This window comes from Klenkia terrae (genome assembly GCF_037083865.1).
GTDB classification, from domain to species: Bacteria; Actinomycetota; Actinomycetes; order Mycobacteriales; family Geodermatophilaceae; genus Klenkia; species Klenkia terrae.
In genome coordinates this window covers 127856-143283 of sequence record NZ_JBAPLV010000002.1, presented here as the reverse complement: position 1 = coordinate 143283, position 15428 = coordinate 127856, and the positions used below count along the sequence as shown (strand labels likewise).

Annotated in this window: 18 protein-coding genes, 1 pseudogene and 1 riboswitch; of the genes and pseudogenes, 12 read left to right on the top strand and 7 right to left on the bottom strand. The window is 74.5% G+C overall.

All coding sequences use genetic code 11. From position 1 onward, the window contains the following. Window positions 1-86: 86 nt before the first annotated feature. The 4 genes from dhaK to UXQ13_RS02710 are packed head-to-tail and all read left to right on the top strand — an operon-like array spanning window position 87 to window position 3079. Complete coding sequence (dhaK, locus tag UXQ13_RS02725; protein WP_225232760.1) at window positions 87-1082, top strand: dihydroxyacetone kinase subunit DhaK; 996 nt, start codon at window positions 87-89, stop codon at window positions 1080-1082. Next, window positions 1079-1669: a dihydroxyacetone kinase subunit DhaL gene (dhaL, locus tag UXQ13_RS02720; RefSeq protein ID WP_225232761.1), complete on the top strand. Its 591-nt coding sequence runs from the start codon at window positions 1079-1081 to the stop codon at window positions 1667-1669. The genes dhaK and dhaL overlap by 4 nt, the downstream gene beginning before the upstream one ends. Then, complete coding sequence (gene dhaM, locus UXQ13_RS02715) at window positions 1666-2073, top strand: dihydroxyacetone kinase phosphoryl donor subunit DhaM (protein ID WP_225232762.1); 408 nt, start codon at window positions 1666-1668, stop codon at window positions 2071-2073. The genes dhaL and dhaM overlap by 4 nt, the downstream gene beginning before the upstream one ends. A 52-nt stretch (window positions 2074-2125) precedes the next feature. Continuing rightward, window positions 2126-3079, top strand: a complete 954-nt coding sequence (locus UXQ13_RS02710; RefSeq protein ID WP_225232763.1) for a DUF808 domain-containing protein — start codon at window positions 2126-2128, stop codon at window positions 3077-3079. A gap of 7 nt (window positions 3080-3086) precedes the next feature. Here UXQ13_RS02710 and UXQ13_RS02705 read toward each other — a convergent pair whose 3' ends face one another. From UXQ13_RS02705 to UXQ13_RS02690, 4 genes are all read right to left on the bottom strand, one after another. Then, window positions 3087-3452 carry a type II toxin-antitoxin system VapC family toxin gene (locus tag UXQ13_RS02705; protein WP_225232764.1) on the bottom strand — a complete coding sequence of 122 codons (366 nt, stop codon included), beginning with the start codon at window positions 3450-3452 and terminating at the stop codon, window positions 3087-3089. Continuing rightward, a complete protein-coding gene (locus UXQ13_RS02700) occupies window positions 3449-3646 on the bottom strand; it encodes a type II toxin-antitoxin system VapB family antitoxin (protein ID WP_225232765.1) in 198 nt (65 codons plus the stop codon). The genes UXQ13_RS02705 and UXQ13_RS02700 overlap by 4 nt, the downstream gene beginning before the upstream one ends. Before the next feature lie 66 nt (window positions 3647-3712). After that, complete coding sequence (locus UXQ13_RS02695) at window positions 3713-3913, bottom strand: hypothetical protein (protein ID WP_225232766.1); 201 nt, start codon at window positions 3911-3913, stop codon at window positions 3713-3715. A gap of 21 nt (window positions 3914-3934) precedes the next feature. Next, entirely contained in the window at window positions 3935-4099 is a 165-nt protein-coding gene (locus UXQ13_RS02690; RefSeq protein ID WP_225232767.1) for a hypothetical protein, read from the bottom strand. Between the two features lie 39 nt (window positions 4100-4138). Here UXQ13_RS02690 and UXQ13_RS02685 point away from each other — a divergent pair, with 39 nt between their 5' ends. The 7 genes from UXQ13_RS02685 (at window position 4139) to UXQ13_RS02655 (ending at window position 12246) form a co-directional block, all read left to right on the top strand. Next, the gene (locus UXQ13_RS02685) at window positions 4139-4942 is read left to right on the top strand and encodes a polysaccharide deacetylase family protein (protein ID WP_225232768.1); all 804 of its coding nucleotides are present in this window, start codon (window positions 4139-4141) and stop codon (window positions 4940-4942) included. A gap of 66 nt (window positions 4943-5008) precedes the next feature. Next, window positions 5009-5887, top strand: coding sequence for a cytochrome c oxidase assembly protein (locus UXQ13_RS02680; RefSeq protein ID WP_225232769.1), 879 nt, complete (start codon window positions 5009-5011; stop codon window positions 5885-5887). 53 nt (window positions 5888-5940) lie between these two features. Next, the gene (locus tag UXQ13_RS02675) at window positions 5941-7365 is read left to right on the top strand and encodes an FAD-binding oxidoreductase (RefSeq protein ID WP_225232770.1); all 1425 of its coding nucleotides are present in this window, start codon (window positions 5941-5943) and stop codon (window positions 7363-7365) included. Continuing rightward, entirely contained in the window at window positions 7362-8243 is an 882-nt protein-coding gene (locus UXQ13_RS02670) for an alpha/beta fold hydrolase (protein ID WP_225232771.1), read from the top strand. The genes UXQ13_RS02675 and UXQ13_RS02670 overlap by 4 nt, the downstream gene beginning before the upstream one ends. Before the next feature lie 137 nt (window positions 8244-8380). Then, a complete protein-coding gene (locus UXQ13_RS02665; RefSeq protein ID WP_336391779.1) occupies window positions 8381-9667 on the top strand; it encodes an MFS transporter in 1287 nt (428 codons plus the stop codon). A gap of 52 nt (window positions 9668-9719) precedes the next feature. Beyond that, window positions 9720-11387 carry a helix-turn-helix domain-containing protein gene (locus UXQ13_RS02660; protein WP_225232773.1) on the top strand — a complete coding sequence of 556 codons (1668 nt, stop codon included), beginning with the start codon at window positions 9720-9722 and terminating at the stop codon, window positions 11385-11387. 112 nt (window positions 11388-11499) lie between these two features. Then, entirely contained in the window at window positions 11500-12246 is a 747-nt protein-coding gene (locus UXQ13_RS02655) for an alpha/beta fold hydrolase (protein ID WP_225232774.1), read from the top strand. A 576-nt stretch (window positions 12247-12822) separates the two neighbouring features. On the opposite strand, the gene UXQ13_RS02650 is transcribed toward UXQ13_RS02655, so the two are convergent. From UXQ13_RS02650 to UXQ13_RS02640, 3 genes and pseudogenes are all read right to left on the bottom strand, one after another. Further along, window positions 12823-13512: an SCO family protein gene (locus UXQ13_RS02650; protein WP_225232775.1), complete on the bottom strand. Its 690-nt coding sequence runs from the start codon at window positions 13510-13512 to the stop codon at window positions 12823-12825. Window positions 13513-13670: 158 nt separating this feature from the next. After that, window positions 13671-14048: a hypothetical protein gene (locus UXQ13_RS02645; protein ID WP_336391838.1), complete on the bottom strand. Its 378-nt coding sequence runs from the start codon at window positions 14046-14048 to the stop codon at window positions 13671-13673. A gap of 249 nt (window positions 14049-14297) precedes the next feature. Then, window positions 14298-14396, bottom strand: a pseudogene (locus tag UXQ13_RS02640) (zf-HC2 domain-containing protein); the annotation flags it as partial. A 57-nt stretch (window positions 14397-14453) separates the two neighbouring features. Between UXQ13_RS02640 and UXQ13_RS02635 the strand changes: the two are divergent. Beyond that, window positions 14454-15014: a sigma-70 family RNA polymerase sigma factor gene (locus tag UXQ13_RS02635; protein WP_225232776.1), complete on the top strand. Its 561-nt coding sequence runs from the start codon at window positions 14454-14456 to the stop codon at window positions 15012-15014. Window positions 15015-15177: 163 nt separating this feature from the next. Further along, a riboswitch (cobalamin riboswitch) is annotated at window positions 15178-15379 on the top strand. Window positions 15380-15428 lie beyond the last annotated feature (49 nt).

Below are 15428 nucleotides of genomic sequence, written 5' to 3'. Positions count from 1 at the left end.
GCGCAGTCCCCTGCGCGTTGTGCCCTCCCCGGGACGGTCCTAGCCTGCGGGTGCACCCGCCCCTCCCCCCGAGGTCAGGAAGCCCCGTGAAGAAGCTCATCAACGACCCTGCCGACGTGGTCGCCGACGCCCTCCGGGGCATGGCGGCCGCCCACCCCCGGCTCCGCGTCGACCACGAGAACCGCGTCGTGTTCCGGGGTGATGCACCCGTGCAGGGCAAGGTCGGCCTGGTCTCCGGCGGCGGCGCCGGGCACGAGCCCATGCACGGCGGGTTCGTCGGCCCCGGCATGCTCGACGCCGCCTGCGCCGGCGAGGTGTTCACCTCCCCGGTGCCCGACCAGATGGTCGCGGCCACCCAGGGCGTCGACGGCGGCGCCGGCGTGCTGCACATCGTGAAGAACTACACCGGCGACGTCATGAACTTCGAGATGGCCGCCGAGCTCGTCGCCGCGGAGTCCGGCACCGAGGTGGTCACCGTCGTCGTGGACGACGACGTCGCTGTGCAGGACAGCCTCTACACCGCCGGGCGGCGCGGGGTCGGGACGACGGTGCTGCTGGAGAAGATCGTCGGTGCCGCCGCCGAGGAGGGCCGGCCACTGGCCGCGGTCGCCGACCTGGCCCGCCGGATCGACGACTCCGGCCGCAGCATGGGCATGGCGCTGACCTCGTGCACCGTGCCGGCCGCGGGCAAGCCGACCTTCGAGCTGCCCGAGGGCGAGATGGAGATCGGCATCGGCATCCACGGCGAGCCCGGCCGCCGGCGCGTGCCGATCGCCCCGGCGCGCGACGTCGCCGCCATGCTGGTGGAGCCGATCCTGGCCGACCACACCTTCTCCGACGGCGTCATCTGCTTCGTCAACGGCCTGGGCGGCACCCCGCTGATCGAGCTGTACGTGGTCTACGCCGAGGTCGCGGCGATCCTGGAGAAGTCCGGCATCGGCATCGCCCGCTCGCTGGTCGGTCCGTACATGACCAGCCTGGAGATGGCCGGCTGCTCGGTCACCCTGCTGCAGGCCGACGACGAGCTGCTGCGGCTGTGGGACGCGCCGGTCGACACCCCCGGGCTCCGGTGGGGCGCATGAGCGACGCGCCCACCACCGAGCAGCTCACCGCCTGGATCACCCGGTTCGCCGAGCTGGTGCACGAGCACCGGGACGAGCTCACCGCGCTGGACTCCGCCATCGGGGACGCCGACCACGGCTCGAACATGGACCGCGGGATGACCGCCGTCGTGGCCGCGCTGACCGAGGCTCCCCCGGACGACCCGGCGGCCCTGCTGAAGAAGACCGGCGCGACGCTGGTCAGCAAGGTCGGCGGGGCCAGCGGGCCGCTGTACGGGACGCTGTTCCTCCGGATGGCCGGCGCGGTCGGCGAGGGCTTCGCGCCCGCGCTGCGGGCCGGGTTCGACGGCGTGCTCGCCCGGGGCAAGGCCGAGCCGGGCGATAAGACGATGGTCGACGCGCTGGGCCCGGCCTGCGACGTCCTGGACGCCGGCGGGTCGGTCGCCGAGGCCGCGCAGGCAGCCGCGGACGGCCGGGACGCCACCGTGCCGTTGGTCGCCCGCAAGGGTCGGGCCAGCTACCTGGGCGAGCGCAGCGCCGGGCACGCCGACCCGGGCGCCACCTCGACGGCGTACCTGCTGCAGGCGGCCGCGGAGACGCTGTCGTGAGCGTGGGGGTGGTCGTGGTCTCGCACAGCCGGGCGCTGGCCGACGCCGCGGTCGAGCTGGCCCGGCAGATGCTGCCCGGCCGGGAGCTCGCGATCGAGGTCGCCGCCGGGATGGACGACGGCTCGCTGGGCACCGACGCGGTCGCGGTGTCCGAGGCGATCACGGCGGCGGACTCCGGCGAGGGCGTCGTCGTCCTCATGGACCTGGGCAGTGCGGTGCTGTCGGCGGAGACCGCGCTGGAGCTGCTGGACGACGAGGTGCGCGAGCGGGTGCTGCTGTCGGCCGCACCGCTGGTCGAGGGGCTGGTGGGCGCCGTGGTCGTCGCCGCCGGGGGCGCCGGCCGGGACCAGGTCGCCGCCGAGGCGGCCCGCGGGTTGGCGCCGAAGGAGGCGCAGCTCCGGTGAGATGTCCTAGCCTGAAGGCTGTGACCTCGCTGAGCGCCCCCGGGACCCTCTGATGGCCAGCGGCCTGTTCGCCCTGTTCGACGACGTCGCCGCGCTCGTCCGGTTGTCCGCCGCGTCGCTGGACGACATCGGCGCCGCGGCCGGCCGGGCCGGGGTCAAGGCCGCCGGCGTCGTGGTCGACGACACCGCGGTCACCCCGCGCTACGTCCAGGGCCTGGAGCCCGCCCGCGAGCTGTCGATCATCGGCCGGATCGCCAAGGGCTCGATCCGCAACAAGCTGCTGATCATCCTCCCGGCGATCCTGCTGCTGAGCCAGTTCCTGCCGTTCCTGCTCACCCCGATCCTCATGCTGGGCGGCACCTACCTCTGCTACGAGGGGGCGGAGAAGCTGTGGGAGAAGTTCTCCGGCCACCACCCGGAGGAGGCCGCCGCCGAGGAGACCGACGTCGACCCGGCGGAGCGGGAGAAGACGGTCGTCGCCGGGGCGGTGCGGACCGACTTCATCCTGTCCGCCGAGATCATGGTGATCGCGCTCAACGAGGTCGAGGACGAGCCGTTCGTCTCCCGGGCGATCATCCTGGTCGTCGTCGCGCTGCTGATCACCGCGCTGGTCTACGGCGTGGTCGCGCTGATCGTGAAGATGGACGACGCCGGCATCGCGCTGGCCGCGAAGAAGTCCACCGCGGTCGCCGCGTTCGGTCGCGGGCTGGTCAAGGCCATGCCCATCGTGCTGGCGACGCTGGCCACCGTCGGGATCGCCGCGATGCTGTGGGTCGGCGGGCACATCCTGCTGGTCGGCGCCGAGGAGCTGGGCTGGGCCTGGCCCTACGACCTGGTGCACCACGTCGAGGTGGCCGTGCACGACGCCACCGGGGCGCTGGGCGGGGTGCTGGGGTGGCTGACCAACACGGCGCTGTCCGCGGTGGTCGGGGTCGTGGTGGGCGCGGTCGTGGTGGCCGTGCTGCACGTCGTCCCCAAGCGCGGCGGGAAGGCCGCCGCGCACTGACCTCCGGTCAGTCCCGGACGGCCTGCCCCAGGTCCCGGGCGGCGGCCACCAGCCTGCGGTCCCGAGACCACAGCACCGACCCGGGCACCAGCCGGACCGAGCCGAGCAGGTGGGCGTCGACCGGACCGAGTCCTCGGCCCCACAGCCGCTCGGCCTCGACGAACGAGGTGAACTCCTGGTGCGACAGCTGCGGGAACGGGCGCAGCTGCCGCAGCGCCCGCAGGACGTCCGTACGTCGCTCCAGCCGACCCATCGCCAGTTCCTCGGCGACGAGCGGGTGGTGTCCGACCTCGTCGGCGGCGAGTGCGTCGACGAGCGCGGGCTCCGAGGCGTGCAGGTGGTCGATCCAGATCGACGTGTCGACCAGGATCACGGCTCGTCGGGTCGCCGGCGGGGTCCTGCCTGCGCATGGGGATCGGAACCGCCGAGAGCCGCCAGTCGCCGCCCGCTCTCGATCCGGACCAGCAGCTCCAGGGACTCACGCAGCAGCGCCGAACGCTCGGACACCCCGGAGAGCTCCTGCGCCCGCGCCACCAGGTCGTCGTCCAGGGTCACCGTCGTCCGCACGACCGCCTCCTTCGCATCATCAGAAACTGCACCAGATGATGCGCTCGATGATGTCGGCGGTCAAGGTCAGCCGCCGCGGGCGAAGAGCTCCGCGGCCTGGGCGTCGTCGACGAACGGGTACTTCACCTTGAACTGGGCCAGGGCGTCGGGCACCGAGAGCACATGCGTCTCGCGCCGGCCGGCCGCGTCGACGGTCTGCACGGTGACCATGTCGTCGTTGATCGGCACCCAGTGGGTCTGCGCGTAGTCGGTGAACACGTTCGGCACGACCAGGACCCTACGACCGGGTCAGGCGGGCACCAGCGCGTCGGCGAACCGGGCCTCCAGCGCCTCGGTGATCGCCGTGCTCAGCCACCCCGCGGCGGTGAACAGGTCGCCGTCGGAGCGGTCGGCGGAGAGGGTGCCCGCCGAGGTGCCGAGCTGGTGCAGCGCGTCGCAGACCGTCGTCGTCATGCCGTGGGTATCGGCAGGTCGGACCGTAACCTCGACACCGTGGACCGACGTCGCTTCCTGGCCCTCACCCTGGCGGGTGGGGCCGCGCTGACCGGTTGCGGGTCGACGCCGTCCGCGGCGCCGAGCAGCACGACCACGACTCCCCCGCCGCCCACGACGCCGCCACCCACCACCCCGCCGGCGCCGTCCTTCCCGGCGCCGCAGCTGACCAGGGTGCCGATCCCGCCCGGGCGGCTCACCGAGCTCCCCGGCGACGGGTCGCTGCTGGCCTGGACCGTGGACGACGGCGACGACAGCTCGGTGGTGCGCGCCTACACCGAGTTCGGCCGGGACACCGGCACCCGGCTGACCTTCTTCCTCAACGGGAGCAAGCCGGCCTGGACCGAGAACGCCGACCTGCTGCGCCCCCTGGTCGCGGACGGCCGGATCCAGCTGGGCAACCACACCTGGAGCCACGCCGACCTCACCTCGCTGTCCGCGGCCGGGGTGCAGGACGAGCTGCAGCGCAACCACGACTTCGTGCTGAGCACCTACGGGGTCGACATGCGGCCCTACTACCGGCCGCCCTACGGCTACCGGGACGCCTCGACCGACGCGGCGGCCGCCGAGATCGGCTACACCTGCCCGGTGCTCTGGTACGGCTCGCTGTCGGACTCCGGGCTGCTCACGCCCGACCAGGTCGTCGGCTTCGCCGACCAGTGGTTCCTGCCGCAGCACATCGTCATCGGCCACCTCAACTTCACCCCGGTGACGACGGTCTTCCCGCAGCTGACCCAGATCATCGCCGACCGCGGCCTGACCACCGTCACCCTGGACGACGTCTTCGTGCGGCCCACCGGCTGACCCGGCGCCTCGCACCCGGTCACCCAGTGGCGACCGGACTGGCTCGTCGTCGCCGTCCTGGCCGGGGTGGTGGTCCTCGTCGTCCGGGCCAGGTGGCGGCTGCACGCGGCCGGGCAGCCGTGGCCCCCGCTCCGGGACGCCGCGCTGGGCGGCGGGGTGCTGCTCGGGGTGTGGGTCAGCTGCGGGTTCCCGGAGGCCCGGGCCCAGCAGCTGATGTGGGTGTGGACCCTGCAGTGGCTGCTCCTGCTGCTCGTCGTCCCGGCGCTGCTGGTGGCCGCCCAGCCGGTCGCGCTGGCCCGGGCCGCGCACGGCCCGCGGTCGGTGCTGGTGCGGGTGCTCGGGTCTCGGGTTCTGCGGGTCGCCGGCCACCCCGCGGTCGGCCCGCTCTACGTGCCGCTGACCGCCGGGGCGCTGTACTTCGGCGGGCTCGGACGGCTCGTCGTGCCGCACCAGCACGCGGGCTGGGTGCTGCACGTGGCCCTCCTCGCGCTGGGGGCGCTGATCGCGCTGCCGCTGGTCGACCGCGAGGACGCCCGCACCTCGCTCGCCGTCGGCGCCGCGCTGTCGGTCGGCGTGGTGGAGCTGCTGCTGGACGCCGTGCCCGGCATCGTGCTCCGCCTGGAGACGCACCTGACGATCCCCTGGTTCGGCGTGGGCCGACCAGGGTGGCTGGTCGACCAGCAGCACGCCGGGGCCCTCCTCTGGACGGTCGCCGAGTGCCTGGACCTGCCGTTCCTGGCGCTCACCGTGCTGCAGTGGATCCGGGTCGAGCGGGTCGAGGCCCGGCAGGTCGACGCCGTGCTCGACCGCGCCGACCGGGACGACCCGGACGCGACGACGACGCCCTGGTGGCTCTCCGACCCGGCCCTGCGGGACCACTACCGCGCGCCGGCCGGCCCGGGCCCGACGGTCAGGGGGGTGGAAACCTCCACCGGGGACCCGTGACGACGGGGACGGTCTCCGCGTCGGCGGGCCTCGCGGTGTGATCTGGTGCACCCATGACGATGACAGCTCCGCTGGCGCCGACGACGACCTCCCCAGACGTCGCGGGCTCCGCGCTCGCCGACGAGCTCGCGGCCGGGCTGCCGGCCGGTGCCGTGCTGACCGACCCCGACGTCGTGGCTTCCATGAGCCGCGACCAGGCCGCGTGGGCCCCGCACGGTCGGCCCGCCGCGGTGGTCCGCGCCACCTGCACCGCCGACGTCGTCCACGTGGTGCGCACGTGCCTGCGCCACGGCGTCCCGGTCGTCGCCCGCGGTGCCGGCACCGGGCTGTCCGGCGGGGCGAACGCGGTCGAGGGCTGCGTCGTCGTGTCGCTCGAGCGGATGGACCGGGTGCTCGAGATCAACCCCCTGGAGCAGCTGGCCGTCGTCCAGCCCGGGGTCGTCAACGACGACCTGCGCGCCGCGGTGGCCGAGCACGACCTCTGGTACCCCCCGGACCCCGCGAGCTCGCCCTGGTCGACGATCGGCGGCAACGTGGCGACCAACGCCGGGGGCCTGTGCTGCGTGAAGTACGGCGTCACCCGCGACTACGTGCTCCAGCTCGAGGTCGTGACCGGCCGCGGCGAGGTCGTCCGGCTCGGTCGGCGCACCGCCAAGGGCGTGGCGGGCTACGACCTGATGGGCCTGGTCGTCGGGTCGGAGGGCACGCTCGGGATCGTCACCGAGGTCACCGTCCGGCTGCGCCCGCTGCCCGCCCCGGCCGTGACCGTCGCCGGCTTCTTCTCCTCCGTCGTGGCCGCCGGCGCGGCCGTGCGGGCGGTGGGCGAGGCCGGCCTGGTGCCGTCGGCACTCGAGCTGGTCGACCGGCACTGCCTGCGGGCCGTCGACGAGTGGAAGAACATGGGCCTGTCCACCGAGGCCGAGGTCGTCCTGCTGGGCCGGTTCGACGAGCCGGGCGAGCTCGGCGAGGGCCTCGCCGAGCAGATGGTGGCGTGCTTCCGCGCCGCCGGCGCCACCTGGGCCGAGCGGTCCACCGACGAGGCCGAGGCCGAGGCGCTGTTCGCCGCGCGGCGGCTGGCCTACCCGGCGCTCGAGCGCCTGGGACCGGTCCTGACCGAGGACGTGTGCGTCCCCAAGGAGCAGGTGCCCGAGATGCTGGCGCGCATCGAGCGGACCGCGGTCCGCCGGGGCGTCGTGATCGCGAACATCGCCCACGCCGGCGACGGGAACCTGCACCCGCTGCTGGTGACACCCCCGGGGGACGTGGAAGCCAGGGCACGCGCCGAGGCCGCGTTCGACGACATCATCGCCGACGCCCTCGCGCTCGGCGGCACCGTCACCGGCGAGCACGGCGTGGGTCTGCTCAAGCGCGACGGGCTGACCGCCGAGCTGTCCGCCGAGGTGCTCGCGATGCACCGCGCCGTCAAGGCCGCCCTCGACCCCGCCCACCTGCTCAACCCCGGCAAGGTCTTCTCGTGAGCGCCACCACCGAGGTCGTCGAGACCGCGGCCGGACCCTTCGAGGTGCTGACCCGGCCCGGCACCACCGAGCCGGTGCTCGCGGTGCACGGGGTGTCCAGCAACAGCCGGCTGTGGGCGTGGGTCCTGGACGCCGCGCCGGAGGTCAGCCTGGTCGCCCCCGACCTCGCCGGCCGCGGCGGGACGCCGGCGCGACCGGGCCCGTCCTCGGTGCCCGCGCACGCCGAGCAGCTGGTGGCCCTGCTGGACGCACTCGGGCTCGACCGGGTCCACCTGCTCGGCATGTCGCTGGGCGGCTTCGTCGTCGCCGAGCTCGCCGCCCGGCACCCGGACCGGGTCGCCACCGTCACCCTGGTCGACGGCGGGCTGCCGCTCGAGGTGGGCGAGCAGGGACCGCCCCCGGCGGCCGCGGTGGCGCCCCGGCTGCGCGCCCAGTACGCCGACGACCGGGTCTGGGCCGACGAGGCTGCCTACCTCGAGCACTACCGGGCAAGCGTCGCCCCGCTGACCGGGGCCGACGACCCGCGCATGCTGGCCCTGGTGGCGCACGACCTCGCGCAGGTCGACGGCGGGCTGGCCGTGCACCGCGACCTGGAGACGGTGGTCGACGACGCGGTCTCGGTCTTCGCCTCGTCAGCCCCGGCCCAGGCCCTCGCCGCCGTGCGGGCGCCGGTCAGGCTGGTCCACGCGCCGTGGAGCAACGGGGCCGGTTCGCCGCCGATGTACGCGGCCGCGCACGTGGCCCGCCTGGTCGCCGCGACGCCGTCCCTCGTCTCCGCCGAGCTGGTGGAGGACGTCGACCACGCGGCGATCATCATGACCGACCACGGCGCAGCGGCCTGCGCAGCGGCCCTGCGCGGCAACCTCGGGCCCATCTGACCCAGCGGTCCCAGGGGTGGATGCATCGCCCATACGAGGGGGTCGTCCGTGGAGAGGATCCCCGTCGTGCAGCCACCGCGGAGTGCCTAGCGTCACAGCCAGCGGCGGCGGCGAGCCGGCCCGGACCAGGAGAGACCATGACGACGAGCAAGATCCCCACCACCGCCGTGCCGGGCGAGCCGACCGAGGCAACCACGGCACCCGCGCCCCGCATGCGGCGGATGTCCTTCAGGCTCCTGATGGTCTACGTCGCGATCCTGGCGGTGAACTCGGGTGGCAACGGGATCCTGCTGCCGAACATCGTGGCGGGGATCGACGAGGCCGGGAAGATCGGCAACCTCGCGATCGTCACCACCGTCGCCTTCGTCGCCAACATCTTCGCCCAGCCGATCGCCGGCGCCCTGTCCGATGCCACCCGGTCGCGCTTCGGCCGCCGCACGCCGTGGATGGTGGCCGGCGCCCTGCTGACCGGCGGGTTCGTCCTGGGCCTGCCGATGGCGCAGTCGGTGTTCACCGTCGCGCTGGTGTGGCTGGTCGTCCAGGTCGGCGTCAACGTGCTGCAGGCGGCCGCGACGGCCGTCGTGCCCGACCGCTACCCGGCGGCCCGCCGCGGCGGGGTCTCGGCGATGATCGGCGTCGGCATCACCATCGGCAACGCGGTCGGCGTGACCGTGGCCGGCAGCACCGCCGGCCAGGGCTCCCTGCCCTACGTGGTCCTGGCCGGCCTCGTCGTCCTCGTCGTCGGCGTCTTCGTCGTGGTCAACCGGGACGAGCCCAGCACGCACCTGCCCCACGAGCGCACCGGCGCCCGGGAGTTCCTGCGCGGGTTCTGGGTCAGCCCGCGCCAGCACCCCGACTTCGCCTGGGCCTTCGCCTCCCGCTTCCTCATGGTGATCGGGTTCTTCGGCGCCCAGACCTTCGGTCTCTACATCCTGCGCGACTACATCGGCCTGGGCGACGAGGAGTCCAACTCCTTCGCCGCCACGATGGGCGTCGTCCTGCTCGTGGGTGTCCTGCTCTCGGCGTCGGTCAGCGGCTGGCTCTCCGACCGCGTCGGCCGGCGCAAGCCCTTCATCGTCTGGTCCTCGGTCGTCATGTCGATCGCCCTCGCCGTCCCCCTCGCCGTGCCCACGACGACCGGCGTCCTGGTCTACTCGTTCCTGCTGGGCCTGGGCTTCGGTGCCTACATCTCCATCGACCTCGCCCTCATGACCGAGGTCCTGCCCGCCCGCCTCGGCGGGGGCAGCGCCGGGCGCGACCTGGCCATCCTCGGTCTGGCCACCACCGTCCCGCAGGCCATGAGCCCCTCGATCGCCGCGGGCCTGGTCACGCTCACCGGCGGGTACCCGGTCCTCTTCGTCTCCGGCATCGTCTTCGTGATGCTGGGCGCGGTCGCCATCCGCCGGGTCAAGGCCGTCCGGTGACGGGGCACCCGGCGCCCTGACCCCGGCCGTCCCGGTGGGCGAGGATGGGGTCATGGCCCCCGACGTCGCACCGACGGTCGCCGAACTGCGTCGCCGGGCCGACGAGCTGGTCGTGCTCAACGACCTGGCTCGTCGGCTCGCCGCGTTGCACGACACCCGGGACGTGCTCGACGAGGTGGCGCGGCAGGCCCGGCGGCTGCTCGGCGTGGACGTCGCCTACATCATGCTGCTGCGCGGCGACCTGCTGCGGATCGAGGTCGTGGACGGCGCCATGGGCTCGGCGATGCGCGGCATCGAGCTCGAGCGGGGCCAGGGCCTCGGTGGGCAGGTCCTGGCGACGGGGCGCCCGCTGTGGAGCGTGAGCTACCTCCAGGACGACCGGTTCCCGCACACCGACGGCGTCGACTCGGCGGCGACCAGCGAGCAGCTGGGCGGCATCCTCGGCGTCCCCCTCGTCGTCGGGGACCACACGCTCGGCGTCCTGCTCGCCGCCGAGCGCCGGGCCCGGGCCTTCGTCGCGCACGACGTCGAGCTCCTCGCCGGGCTCGCCGCGCACGCGGCGCTGGCCCTGCGCACGGCCGACCTCTTCGACCGGGAACGGGCCGCGGCGGCCGAGCTGCGGGCGGTCAACGCCAGGCTCCGGGAGGTGAGCGCCAGCCGGGAGCGCGCCAGCGACCTGCGCGACGTCCTCAACGAGGTCGTGCTCCACGGCGAGGGACTCCCGGCGGTCGTGGCGGCGCTGCGCCGGTCGGCCGGCCTGGTCGTGGAGATCCGCGACCACGACGGCCGGACCCTGGCGGGTGGACCGTCCCCCGAGGGCGGGCTCGTCGTACCGGTCGAGCTGCCGGGGGGACACGGCGGCGACCTGGTCGCGGCGCCGACCACGGTGCCCGAGGAGGAGGCCGTGCGCCTGCTCCGGATCGGGGCCACCACGGTGGCGGTCCTGCTGGCGTCGGAGCGCTCCGTCGCCGAGGCCGAGCTGCGCACCCGCGGCGAGTTCGTGCACGCCCTGCTCTCCTCCGGGGCCGACGAGGCCAGCCTGCTGCGCCGGGCCCGCGCCAACGGCATCGACCTGCACGCGGTGTCCACCGTGGCCGTGGTGGACGCCGAGCCGGTCGGTGCCGCCGCGGCCGGGACGTTCGCCGCCCGGCTCGCCGCCGAGCTGCGCGGGTGGTCCGCCGCCCACGCCGGGCAGGTCGTGGTGCTGCTGCCCGTCCCCGTCGAGCAGGCACGCGCTGCCGTGGCGCGGCTGTCGGCCGCCGACGTCGCGACACCGACCACGGGGCTGGCTACCGGCGCGGGCGGTCCCGCGGGCATCCGGGCGAGCCACGAGGAGGCCCGGCAGACCGCGGCCCTGCTGATCGCGCTGGACCGGGCAGGCTCCTGCGCCGCGGCCGACGACCTGGGGCTGTACCGGTCGCTGTTCAGCCGCTCCGGTCGCGCCGACCTCACGGCGTTCGTCCGCGCCACGGTCGGTCCCCTCCTCGACCACGACCGCGACCGGCAGCGCGACCTGGCGGTGACGCTGGAGACCTACCTCGAGCTGGCCCGCCACCACGCGCGGACCTGCGAGGCGCTGCACATCCACGCCAACACGCTGTACCAGCGGCTCGACCGGATCACCGAGGTGCTCGGGCCGCGGTGGAAGGAGCCGGGGCGGGCCCTGGAGCTGCAGGTGGCGCTGCGCCTGCACCGGCTGATCGCCGAACGGGCCGACTGACTCCTCCACCCGCACCGCTGGACCACGGAGGACTTCTCCATCCCCTGCCGGCCCGGACCCGGTTAGCGTCCGGACCCATGACGACCCTCCGCCCGACCCGCCCGCGCGCATCGTGAAGCTGGCGACGCAGGTCCACGGCGCGGGTCCGCGCCAGGTGGCCCTGGTCCACGGGCTCGGTGCCGACGGCGCGACGTGGCGCGGGCTCACCGAGCGCCTCGTCGCCGCGGGCGGGGTGGCCGTCACCACGGTCGACCTCCGCGGGCACGGGGACAGCGACCGGGCCGAGGACTACTCCGTCCGCGCGTTCGCCGACGACCTCGTCGAGAGCCTGCCGGTCGGGCTGGACGTCGTCGTCGGGCACTCCCTGGGCGGCTCGGTGCTCGAGCGCGCGGTCGCGCGGCTGGCCCCGGCATCCGCGGTCTACCTCGACCCCGGCTTCCGGCTCGGGCTGCCGACCGCGGGCCTCGCCGGGCGGCTGTTCTGGGGCACCGCCCCGGTCAGCCTGGCGGTGGCCGCGCTGGCCCAGAAGTGGCGCAGCCGGGGCCGTCCCGCCCTGTCCCCCGCCGACGCGGTGCTCCGCGACGCGGCGACCGCGCGCTTCGACCGAGGCATGGCCCTCCGCGTCTTCCGCGACGTCGCCCACGCCCCGGCGCCGGTCGCCCCGCCCGCCGTCCCCTCGACGATCGTGCTGTCCGACGACTCCCGCGCCGTGCTCCCGGACGCGACGGCGGCGCGCCTGGAGGCACTCGGCTGGGACGTCGCGCGGGTGACCGGGGTCGGGCACGACTTCTGGCTGCAGGACGCCGACCGCACCTGGGCGGCGGTGCGCGAGGTGCTGCTGGGCGAGCGGGCCGACTGAGGGGTCGGTACCGCAGAGCGACGTCGTAGCGGAAGGACCTCGACGTCCTCGACCATGCGTGAGCAGTGGACCCTCCTCGTCGCACCCGAGGGTGACGCCCGGCGGGGCGCCCAGGGGTGGTGGGCCGCGGTGGAGCGGCCCTATGCCTGGAGCATGGCTGGGCTGGCGGCGTCCGACGGTGAGGTCATCACGCGTCCGGTGCGTGACGACCGCGCCGCTCTGCTCGAAGCGATGCGCCGCACCGGATCCGAGGCGCTGGCCGGACGGATGGTCGGCACCCTGTCCGGCGGCGGACGCCAGCGCGTGCTGGTGGCCTGCGCCCTGGCCAGGACGCGCCCACCTGCCGCTGGACGAGCCCACCGACCACCTCGGGGCCCGCGCCCAGCTCGAGCTCGGGGAGCTGCTGGGCGCCCTTCCCCAGACCAGGGTCGCGGTGCTCCACGACCTCGATCACGCCCTGGCCCACAGCGACCAGGTGGCGATGGTGGACAGCGGCATCCTGGCGGCCACCGGCCCACCCGGGGCGCCGCAGCTGCCCACCGCAGGCACGTCGCGGCCCACGGGAGGCCGCGACGGTCAGGAACCGGCGACCACAGCCAGGTCGTGTGCGATGGCGCTGGAGCCGTCCGCGGCGTTGAAGGCGACGTGGGCCTGACCGTCGTCGCCGTACAGCAGCACCAGCGACGAGTGCTGCTGGCCCTCCTCCTCAGCGAGCGGCACCCCCGCCTCCAGCTGTGCCGCGTCGATCTCGGACTGGGTGCCGGTGAGACCGACGAACGGGGCGGCCGCCCCGGAGCTGAACCGTCCGAGGTACTCACCCAGGACCGCCGGGGTGTCGCGCGCGGGGTCGGTGGTCACGAAGACGACCTGCACCTGCTCGGCGACCGCCGGGTCCACGGTCTGCAGGGCGATCGCGACGTCGGCCATCGTGGTGGGGCACACGTCGGGGCAGTTCGTGTAGCCGAAGAACAACAACGTCGGCGCATCCCCGGTGCGGGCCGCGAAGTCGTACGCGGCACCGGACTGGTCGGTCAACGTGAAGGTCGGCTTCTGGAACGGGGTGGCGAGGTTGAGGCCCTCGTAGGGGTTGTCGGGTGCCGAGAGGGTGGCCGGCGCCGGTGGCATGGACATCCCGGCCATGCCGCCGCCGTCGGCGGTGGCGCCCGTGTCCGGGGAGCTGGCCGGGGTACCGCAGCCGGCCAACAGCAGGGAGGCGCTGAGCAGGGCGGCCCCCAGCAGGGTGCGGCTCCGGTGGGTGCTGCGCATCGGTCTGTGCCTCGTTCTGTGGTGAGGGAGGTGTGTGGGGTGTTCAGTCGTAGCTGTGCCCCTCCGGGCCGCGGGGCACGCGTCGGGGGTCCCGGCCAGGCGCCCCCCGGCGGGCTACGTCGGGGAGAGCCCGCCCAGACGGCCCGGAGGACCCATCCTCACGTCTGCACCTGGTGCTCCCGACGCAGGGGGACGGGGGCCTCCGTGGTGCGGAGGACCCACCGGGGTGCACGCGAGCGCTGCTCCGGCCACCGGGCTCGGGCGACGGCCGCGGACCGCACCGAAGCGCGTGGACGCCCGTGCCACGCCAGCGCTGCCACCAGCAGGGTCCCGGCCAGCAGGAGCAGGTGCCCGGCGGCACGACCAGTACCCACCTGGCTGGCCAGGAGGTCCCGCACGGTGACGAAGGTGAGCACCGAGGTGAAGAACCCGAGCAGCGGCAAGGCGCCTGCCGCCAGCCTGGGCAGGCCCGCGACGACGACGAAGGCGAAGGCGAGCGCGGCATTCCAGGCGCCGCTCTCGTGGGCGACGTGCATCGGGGCCGACATGGTGCCCGCCCCCCCGAGGAGCGCCGGGAGGCTCAGCGCCGTCTGCCCAGCCCCGACGGCCAGGAGGGCCAGGCGCAGCGTGGTCGACGCCCACGACCTGGACCGACCTGCGCGGCCCGCCATCTCGGGCAGCCGGGTCAGGACCGCCATCGTGAGGTCCGGGACCGGTACGGCGGGAGCCATCCGGACCCGGCGGGTCGCCTCGACGGCGGCATCGGACCATCCCTGGCAAGCCAGGCAACCGCTCAGGTGCTCCTCGACCCAACGGTGGGGGAGGTCACCGGCCTCGCCGTCCATCCGGGCCGACAGCGATTCACGGAACGACGAGCAGTCCATGGTTCAGTAGTCGTCGCAGGGGGCGGCTGAGTTCCGCCGCTCACCGACTTCGACGGGATGGACGTGGACCAGCTCGAGGTGTGGGCGGCGCGGGCCGCGGGGGGTGACGTCGCGGCCACCGCCGCGCTCGTGCGCGCCACGCAGACCGACGTGTGGCGGTTGTGCTCGCGGCTGGTGGACAGGCAAGCGGCCGACGACCTCACCCAGGAGACGTACCTGCGGGCCATCCCTGCGTTGGCCGGGTTCCAGGGCCGGTCGAGTCTGCGCACCTGGTTGCTGTCGATCGCCCGCCGGGTGTGCGCCGACCACCTGCGCTACAAGCAGCGGCGCAGGCTCGTGTTCGTCGGGGGTGGCCAGGAGGTGGAGTCCCTGCTGGGCGAGCACCCCGCCGTCACCGACGAGGTCGGCGGCACGGTGGCCGCCCGTGATGCCCTGGATCGGCTGGAGCCGCAACGGCGGGAAGCCTTCGTGCTCACCCAACTGCTGGGGCTTCCCTACAGCGAGGCAGCCGAGGTCATCGGCTGCCCCGTCGGCACCATCCGTTCGCGGGTCGCCCGGGCCCGGGCCGACCTCGTGGCCGCCATGGTCAGCCACGCCGAGCCCCGCCGCCGAGCCTGATGCCCGGAGGGCACGGACCGGTGGGCACAGGTCTCGTCGCCGGGCACCGAGGCCGAGCTGTCGGCAGACTCGCCCGAGATAACGATGAGGTCACGGCTGGGGGGTCTCGGAACCCCTGGTCCGGCTCGGGCGACTGAGGGAGCGAGCCCGCACCAGCGGGCTCGCGAGTTCCGCCCGCCGTGGTGCTCGGGAAGCCGGTGTGATGCCGGCGCGGCCCTCGCCACTGTGATCAGGTGGTCTCGCTCCTCGCCTTCGCCCACTCGTGGGGCCGAGGCAGCCACTGGACCCGCACGTCGGCGGTCCGGGAAGGCGGGGTGAGACCGACACCTGTCAGCCAGGAGACCGGCCACGGCATCGGGAGTCATCCACGAGGTGCTGGCGGAGACATCTGATGACGCTGCGTGCTGTCCTGTC